General features: G+C 73.7%; 2 protein-coding genes. Both read right to left on the reverse strand.

Going from position 1 to position 1,743, the window contains the following annotated elements:
• Positions 1-1,370: sodium/solute symporter (locus DW309_RS13545; protein WP_136045672.1), on the reverse strand; the 1,370-nt coding region annotated here is incomplete at its 3' end.
• A partial coding sequence (locus DW309_RS13550) for a heavy metal transporter (RefSeq protein WP_446724760.1) occupies positions 1,367-1,743 on the reverse strand: 377 nt, incomplete at its 5' end. The genes DW309_RS13550 and DW309_RS13545, both read right to left, overlap by 4 nt.

The raw sequence follows: 1,743 nt of genomic DNA on the forward strand, positions 1-1,743 counted from the left end.
GTCACGGCCGTGGCCAGCGGGATCGTCCACGCCGCGGGCTGCGCGAGGTACGGCGCCGCGACCCCGACCCCGTCGATCACGGCGTGCACGAGCAGCGCCAGCCCGGTCGCGACGCCGCCGCACACCATCCCCGCCACCGCCCCGCGGGCCGTGAGCCCGCGCCACCACACGCCCAGCAGCACCACGGGCGACAGCGTCGATGCGGCCACCACAAACACCACGCCCACGCTCGACACGAGCCCCGCGGGCGCCGTGAGCAGCGCGACCCCGAGCGGCACGAGCGCGCACAGCACCGCGGAGAGACGGAACGAGCGGACGGACCCGGAGAACACGTCCTGGCTGATCACTCCCGCGAGCGACACCACGAGCCCGGCCGAGGTCGCCAGGAACGCCGCGAACGCGCCCGAGACGATGAGCGCCGTGAGCAGCTCTCCGCCGGGTCCGGGGAACACGCGCGAGGGCAGTTGCAGCACCACCGTGTCGGCCACCCCCGGCACCGCGAGGTCGGGAGCGGCGATGCGGGCGAGCAGCCCCATCGCGCTCGACGCGGCATAGAAGGCGCTGACCATCGCGATCACGATCACGGTCGTCCGCCGCGCCGACGCCCCGGTCGGGCTCGTGTAGAAGCGGACCAGCACGTGCGGCAGTCCCATCGTGCCCAGCAGCAGCGCGAGCAGCAGCGACGCGGTCTCGTACGCGTCGAAGCCGGACGGTCCCGCCTCGCTGGGGAACACGAGCGCCGGGTCGAACGCGTGCGGTCCGCCGCCGAGCGCGAAGGCGATGCACACCACCGGCACCAGCAGCGCCGTGAGCTTGAGCCAGTACTGGAACGCCTGCACGAAGGTGATCGCGCGCATCCCGCCCGCCGCGACCGATGCCGCCACGAGCACCGCGACCGTCACGGCGCCCACCCACTCCGGCAACCCCGCGACCACGACCAGCGTGATGCCGGCGCCGTGCAGCTGCGGCACGATGTACAGCCACCCGATCACCAGCACCGCGAGGCTCGTGACGCGTCGCGCCGAGGCCGACCCGAGCCGCGCCTCCACGAAGTCCGGGATCGTGTAGGCCCCGCTGCGCCGGAGCGGGGCCGCGACGAACACCAGCACCAGCAGGTACCCGGCCGCGTACCCGATCGGGAACCAGAAGCCGCGCGCGCCGTCGAGCAGCACGAGTCCGGAGAGCCCGAGGAAGGTGCCGGCCGACAGGTACTCGCCGCTGATGGCCGAGGCGTTCCACACCGGCCGGACGGTGCGCGACGCCACGAAGAAGTCGCTCGTCGTGCGCGACACCCGCAGGCCGTACACGCCGATCAGCAGCGTGGCGATCACCACCAGCGCGACCCCGAGCAGGTCGAGCAGCGCGTTCATTCGCGGTCCCGGAGGGCGCGGTAGCGGCGCTCGTTGCGGACGGCCGTGCGCAGATACAGCAGCGCGAACACCACGATGACCGGGTAGAACGCGAACGCCTGCAGCAGCCACGACAGCGGCAGGCCCCACAGCACGACCCGGTCGATCTCGGGCACGAGCGCGATCGCCAGGGTCATCGCGACCACGACCACCACGAACCCGGCGACCGTGCCGAGCGCGAGCCGCAGCTGACTGCGCTGGAGCGCCCTGGCGTACACCGCATCGGCCTCGTCGACCGGTGCCCCGGGCAGCGCGATGCCGCGCGTGAGAGCCGCAGGGCCGCGAGGCGGGAGGTCGGCCGTGACCCGCACGCGCTTCGCGGGCTCCCCCGCAC

It is taken from the genome of Microbacterium sp. K41 (assembly GCF_004794395.1).
Lineage (GTDB): Bacteria > Actinomycetota > Actinomycetes > Actinomycetales > Microbacteriaceae > Microbacterium > Microbacterium sufflavum.